General features: G+C 64.1%; 1 protein-coding gene. It reads right to left on the bottom strand.

Going from position 1 to position 2,195, the window contains the following annotated elements:
• Positions 1–87: 87 nt before the first annotated feature.
• Positions 88–2,195, bottom strand: a 2,108-nt coding sequence (locus WEB61_RS02450; RefSeq protein WP_368062742.1) for a LuxR C-terminal-related transcriptional regulator, incomplete at its 5' end; no start/stop codon positions are given.

Genomic DNA, 2,195 nt, shown 5'->3' with positions numbered 1-2,195 from the left:
CGCGCGGCTTCTGGGTTGCCGGGTCAAGCCCGGCAAAGACGAATTTGGGGATGAGGAGGTGGGAAGTCAGTCCATTGGGGTCCGGCGCTACTCGATCAACCCGAAATGGCGGGCGACGGAGACGGCTTGCATGCGGTTGCCGATCTGCAGCTTTTCGAAAATGTTGCGCAGGTGCCATTTGACGGTGTTGGTGGAGAGCGAGAGGCGGTCGGCGAGCGCCTTGTTGGAGAAGCCGTTGGAGACGAGGCGCAGGATTTCGCGCTCGCGCTCGGTCAGCGCCTCGAAGAGATGGGCCGACGGCGCATCGTCGTCATCGAATGCCTGTTCGCCGGAAAGGACCGGTGCGTATTCGCCGGCCTCGCCGAGCAGGCGGTCGAGATAGGCCGAGACACGATCCTTTTGCGGCAGATCGGGAAACTTCGGCAGGGCCTGCCGCGCTTCCTGCAACAGGCGGACGGCTTGCGGGCCTTCATCGAGTACCAGACGAATGAACTGGTCGGGGGCGCCGATCTGCAGCGCCTCGATGAGGGCGCGGCGGGCGGCACTGACCTGGCCCTCGACATTCAGCGAAATCGCCAGCAGCAGATTGAGTTTCATGAAACGGCGCTGGCGGCGCTGCGCGCGCGCCTTGCGGGCTGCCGGCTGCAACAGGGCGCGGGCGTCGGCATGGCGGCCGGCAAGGATCAGCAGGCGCGCTTCGGTGATCGTCTGGGCTTCGGTTTCGCCGGCATAGTAGATGAGGTCGTCCTCGCCATCGGCATCAACATGACCCATGCCGGCAAAGCGCGAACGCGCCTTGTCGAGATCGCCGGCCAGCGTCGCCTGGCGCACCAGCTCGGCCTTCGCATAGATGACGAGGCGGCGCAGATTGTAGCGGTGGCCGAGATACATCATCCGGTCGAGCACTTCCTCGGCCTCGCGCTCCTCGCCACGCAGCATCGCGATGCGCGCCATGGTCAGGAAGGCAAGCGCCAGCGGTTCGACGATCGCCTGCTGTTCGAGAAGCGCCAGATTGTCGTGAAGCAGCATTTCGGCTTCGGCGACGCTGTTTTTCTCGTAAAGGACTTCCGCGAGGCAGGCCGCGATGACCGATCCCGCCGTCACGCTGACGGTTGCACATTCCTCGTTGTGGATCTGGGCGAGCTTCAGGCTTCTCAGCGCTTCGTCGTTGTGGCCTTGCGAACTCAACACATTGGCGTAGATCCATTCGCAATAGGACAGGCCGAAAAGATTGTGCGCCTCGTCGTGAAGCGCGCGCGCCTGCGCCAGCGCCTCGCGCGCTTCCTCGAACTTGCCGTTGAGGTAGAGCCACCAGGCCCGCGCGTTGAGCGCCACCGCATATTCGAGGCCGGGGCGGCCGGCGAGCTTGTCGAGGGTTTCCTGCGCGGTGCGGCCGATCTCCACGACCTGGTCCTGCCCGGCGGTCGTGAAAATGCGCGTGTAGTGGTGGACACCCCATTTTTCATCGGACGCATTTTCGCGCTCGAGCGCCGCGCGGCGCAGGTCGACGATGCGATTGGCCTTGGCGAATTCGCGGCGGAAGCCATAGGCGATGACGGCGGCGTTGAGGATGTCCTCGTATTTCTGGATGACGGCCGGCGAGAGGCGGTCGACATAGCGCACGATCAGGTCGAGCCGTTCCTCGGTCACGAGACGTTCGATGATGGTGTCGAGAATGGCGGCCGCCGCTTCGTCGTCGGCCGCTTCGAGATGGTGAAGGATCGCCTCTTCGCTGAAGCCGTGCACCGCATACCATTCGGCGATCTTCTTGTGCCGCTGCAGCACTTCCGCTTCCGTCAGTTCGCGCCGGAGGCGGGTCAGCAATACCTGGCGGAAGACCGTGTGAAAGCGGAACCAGTTGCGCTCCATGTCGACGGGCGTCAGGAAGAGGCCCGAATGCTCGATCTCGTTCAGCAGATTTTCGCCGTCGCAGCGGCCGGACATGTGTTCCAGCAGGTCGGCGCAAATGCGCTCGGGCATGCAGGCTTCCAGCAGTGCCGTCTGCATGCCGGCGGAGAGATTTTCAAAGACGTCGGTGGCGAGAAAATCGATCAGGTCGGGGGTGACGCCCGAACTCGGCAGCGCCCGCGCCCGGCCCTTGTGGCCGCGCATCGAGAGGCGGATGCATTGAAGCGCGGCGGGCCAGCCATCGGTCGCCGCCTGATACTTGTCGACTTCCTCTTCGGAGATTTCGC

This window comes from Parvibaculum sp., assembly GCF_040882025.1.
Classification (GTDB): domain Bacteria; phylum Pseudomonadota; class Alphaproteobacteria; order Parvibaculales; family Parvibaculaceae; genus Parvibaculum.
This window is presented reverse-complemented; position numbering and strand designations above follow the sequence as displayed.